The following is a 4,575-nucleotide window of genomic DNA, read 5'->3' on the forward strand; positions in this document are numbered from 1 at the left end:
GCCGTCACCGGTACCGGCCGGGCCCGCGGGCTGCGGTCGCTGCGCCTCGGCGACACCCTGCGGCGCGCGGGCCGTGCCACCGCCGAGCCGTCCGGCCCCACCGACCGGGCGGCGGCCCGGGAGCAGGCCAGGGCCCGCACCGAGGAGGCCGCCGCGCTGCGCGAGCGGCTGCCCGACCCTGCCGCCCTGCTGCTGACGGCGCTCGACCGCAGCCCCCTGCTGTGGGCGCGCGGTCCGGGCCACCCCGACGCGCTCACCCTGCGGCTGGGCACCGGCGACCGGGCGGAGACCGGCCGGGCCGGGCTGCTGCCCTCCGTACCCGTCGCCGTAAACCTGCGCACCGCGGGCAGCCTCGGCCTGGCGGGCCCCCGCCCGCGGCTGGGCGGCCTGGCCCGCGCCGCGGCCGCCCAGCTGGCCACCCTGCACTCCCCCTCCACCCTGGAGATCGTGCTGGTCAGCGCAGATCCGGCGCGCACCGCCGAGGCCCGCGCCGAGGAGTGGTCCTGGGCGTTCTGGCTGCCGCATCTGCGCCCCTCGCAGGGCCAGGAGTGCCGGCTGCTGGTGGGCCTGGACGCCGCCCAGGCCGAGGCGCGGATCGACGAGCTGACCGCCAGGCTCGACGGCCACGGCCGCCCCGGCGTCCCCGCCTCGGTCCTGCTGGTCGACGGCGATCCGGGCTCGGAGGCCGCCCGGCGTGGGCTGGCCCGGCTGGTGGCCCGGGGGGCCGCCGCCGGGGTGCACGTCCTCTGCCTGGCCGAGAACCCCCGCGCCCTGCCGGCCGGTCTGGGCGCCACCGCCGAGATCGCCGGCGAGGTCGCCACCCTGCTGCGGGTGGAGCGTCCGCCCGCGGACCCCTCGGGCGCCGCCACCGAGGTGCTGGAGGCGGTGGCGCTGGACGCGGTCTCCACCCCGTGGGCGGAGCGGCTGGCCCGCAGCCTGGCACCGCTGCGGGAGTCCGCCCCCGCGGCCAGGGGCCCGCTGCCCACCGCGCTGCGGCTGCTGGACCTGCTGGACCTGGACATGGTCACCCCCGCCAAGATCTCCGGCCGCTGGACGGAGCTGCCCCCCACCGCCGGCACCGCCGCCGCGGTGCTCGGCACCACCCGCGACGGCCGCTGCACCCTCGACCTCGCCGACCGCGAGCTGACCGCCCCGGGCCTGCCGGGCGGGCCGCATCTGCTGGTCGGCGGCGACACCGGCTCCGGCAAGACCGAGCTGCTGCGCACCCTGGTCGCCTCACTGGCCGTCGCGGAGCGTCCGGACCGGCTCTCCGTGGTGGTCGTGGAGGGGCGCGAGCCCGCCGACCCCGCGCTGGGTCTCTACGCCTGCACCGATCTGCCGCATGTCGCCACCTACCTGGGCGCCGACATCGACCCGGCGAGGACCCAGGAGGCGGCGGACGCACTGCTGGCCGAGCTGACGCGGCGCGAGGAGATGCTCCAGGGGCGGGATTTCGCGACCTGGTTCGCGGAGCGGATGCTGCGGCGGGCGGAGCCGGTCCGGCCGGTCGGCGGCGTACGGCTGGTGCCGCCGCGGACCGCCCCCGACGACGATCCCGGCCGGGAGCGGGCGCGCGCCGCGGCCGGCCCCGTCCGGGCGGTCGCCGCCTCGGCCGCCCCGGCCGGCCGGGCGGTGTCCTCGGGCGCCGGCGCCGCTCCGGCCGTGGCCCCGCCGCCTCCGGCACCGGGCCGGATGCTGGTGGTGGTGGACGACTTCGACGCCCTGGTGGGCGGTGACGGCCCGGCCCGTGCGGCCGCCGCCGATCCGGCCGCCCGGGCCCGGGCGGCGCTCGGCCGGGCGCTGGCCGAGGTGGCGGTGCGCGGCGGGCGGCTCGGTGTGCATCTGGCGGTCTCCACGGCCCGGCCGGAGCGGACCGCCGGGACCGAGGTCGACGAGGCGGCGCTGCTGCGGATCGCCCTGCGCACCGACGATCCGGCGCGCTCCCGGCTGCTGGTCCATGTCGAGGACGCCGCCACGGTCGGCGAGGACACCCCCGGCCGGGGCTATCTCCGGCTGCCGGACGGCGGGGTCGCGGCCTTCCAGGCGGCCCGGGTGAGCGGCCGGATCCCGCGTACGGCCACGGTACGGCCGACCGTGGTGGCGCTGGAGTGGCCCCAGACCGGTGCACCGCCGAGCCGTCGCCCGGTCCGTGAACTCGGCAACGGCCCCACCGATCTGGCGCTGCTGGCCAGTGCGCTGCAGCGGGCCGCGCAGTCCCTGGGCGCGGCCCCGGCGGCTCCCCTGGTGTGAGCGCTCCGACCTCCGGTATGACGATTCGTCACACTGCCTATGCCGCCCGGACGTTCACGGTTCTCTCGCCGGTCACACCCGCCCCGGGGGAATGATCCGGTGCGGGCGGGGTAGATCGGCTGCGCACAGTCCCGCCGACCGGCGTCACAGTCCGGTCACAGCAGGCGACAGGCCGCACCGTGCGGTCTTGCGACGCCTGTGGCCCCGGCGTAGGACTGTGCGGGGACGCGACGACCTGCGCCGCGCCCGTGCGTCAGTGCCGACGCCTCCCGGCCCGGCGGCGTGCGGTTGCGGCCCGGGCCACGGGAGGAATCTGTCATGGACCGAACGATGCGTACATCCACCTCCAGAGGCCGTGCACGCACCGCGCTGGTGCTCACCGCGGCGACCGCTCTGGCACTGACGGCGGCGGGCTGCAGCAGCAGTGGAGGAGGCAGCGGGAACCACTCCACCCCCGCCCCCGGCGGCGGCGCCTCCAGCCCGACGGCCGGGGCGAGTTCGTCCGACTCGCTCCAGCTGCCCGACCTGCACGGCAAGAGCCTGACGGTGGCGGCGATCTGGACCGGCTCGGAGCAGAAGAACTTCCAGAAGGTGCTGGCGGACTTCACCAAACGCACCGGCGCAAGCACCAAGTTCGTCCCCACCGGTGACAATGTGTCGGCCTTCCTCGGCAGCAAGGTGCAGGGCGGCGCCCCGCCGGACGTGGCCTTCCTCCCCCAGGTCGGGGTGCTGCAGCAGTTCGCCAAGGCCGGCTGGGTCAAGCCGCTCTCCCCCGAGGTGGACGCCGCGCTGAGCGCCAACTACGGCAAGGGCTGGAAGGACCTGGGGGCGTACAACGGCAAGCAGTACGGCGTCTACTTCAAGGCCGCCAACAAGTCGACCGTCTGGTACAACACCAAGGTCTTCCAGGACGCCGGGGTGACCGAGCCCAAGACCTGGGCCGACTTCCTCACCACCGCGCAGACCGTCTCCGACTCCGGCACCCCCGCGGTCTCCATCGGCGGCGCCGACGGCTGGACGCTCACCGACTGGTTCGAGAACGTCTATCTCTCCCAGGCCGGCCCCGAGATGTACGACAAGCTGGCGAAGCACCAGATCAAGTGGACCGACCCCTCGGTCGGCAAGGCACTCACCACCCTGGCGCAGCTGTTCGGCAGGAACGATCTGATCGCCGGCCAGGCCAAGGGGGCGCTGCAGACCGAGTTCCCGGCCTCGGTCGACCAGACCTTCGCCGAGCCCCCCAAGGCCGGAATGGTCTACGAGGGCGACTTCGTGGCGGTGAACATCGCCAGTGAGACCAAGGCCAAGGTGGGCCAGGACGCCAAGTTCTTCCCGTTCCCGGCGGTCGACGGCGGCAAGCCCCCCGTGGTCAGCGGCGGAGACGTGGCCACGGTGATGAAGGACAGCCCGGCCGCCCAGGCCCTGCTGCAGTACCTGGCCTCGCCCGAGGCCGCCGCCGTGGCCGCGGCCCAGGGCGGTTTCCTCTCCCCCAACAAGTCGCTGGACCTGTCGGTCTACCCCAACGACATCGCGCGCGGCATCGCCAAGTCGCTGATGGACGCGGGCGACGACTTCCGCTTCGACATGTCCGACCAGGCCCCGGCGGCCTTCGGCGGCACCAAGGGCTCGGGCGAGTGGAAGGACCTCCAGGACTTCCTGGCCGCCCCCAAGGACGTGGCGGGCGCGCAGAAGAAGCTCGAGTCCGACGCCGCCAAGGCGTACGGCAACTGACGGGCGCCGCTCGATGGCCGCACCGGCAGCTCCCGCCCTGACCGCGCGCCCCGGGAGGGGGCGGGTGCTCGGCACCCGCCCCTGGGTCGCCGTGCTCTTCCTGCTGCCCGCCCTGGTCCTGCTGGGCGCGCTCCTCCTCTACCCCATCCTGTGGTCGCTGGTCCGCAGCCTGTACGGGATCGACGACTTCCGGCACTTCGTCGGGCTCGGCAACTACGGCGACCTCTTCACCACCGACGCCACCCTGACCGCGCTGCGGAACAACGCCATCTGGGTGGTGGTGGCGCCCACCGTCACCACCGCGCTCGGCCTGGTCTTCGCGGTCCTCACCGAACGCATCCGCTGGGGCACCGCCTTCAAGCTGGTCGTCTTCATGCCGATGGCCATCTCCATGCTGGCCGCCGGCATCATCTTCCGGCTGGTCTACGACCACGACCCCAGCAAGGGTGTCGCCAACGCGGTGGTGGTGGGCGTCCATGACACCTTCGCCTCGGCCTCCGCCTACCCCGGCGCCCGGCCCCGGGTGAACGGCGACCTCAAGGCGTCCGGAGGCGGCTCCTTCACCACCGCCGCAGCCGCGTCCCCCGGCACCCC

2 protein-coding genes and 1 pseudogene are annotated in these 4,575 nt (G+C 75.3%); all 3 read left to right on the forward strand.

All coding sequences use genetic code 11. From position 1 onward, the window contains the following. Positions 1-2,250 (forward strand): FtsK/SpoIIIE domain-containing protein (locus AOK09_RS43315; protein WP_055591103.1); only part of this gene is annotated, 2,250 nt, incomplete at its 5' end. 330 nt (positions 2,251-2,580) lie between these two features. Continuing rightward, complete coding sequence (locus AOK09_RS34185) at positions 2,581-3,981, forward strand: ABC transporter substrate-binding protein (protein ID WP_055591104.1); 1,401 nt, start codon at positions 2,581-2,583, stop codon at positions 3,979-3,981. 13 nt (positions 3,982-3,994) lie between these two features. Next, positions 3,995-4,575 (forward strand): annotated as a pseudogene (locus tag AOK09_RS34190) (sugar ABC transporter permease); the annotation flags it as partial.

The organism is Peterkaempfera griseoplana (assembly GCF_001418575.1).
In the GTDB taxonomy this organism is placed as follows: domain Bacteria; phylum Actinomycetota; class Actinomycetes; order Streptomycetales; family Streptomycetaceae; genus Peterkaempfera; species Peterkaempfera griseoplana.

Coding starts and splice junctions, on each gene's coding strand:
- AOK09_RS34185 (WP_055591104.1), top strand. CDS start 2,581: ATGCGTACATCCACCTCCAGAGGCCGTGCACGCACCGCGCTGGTGCTC.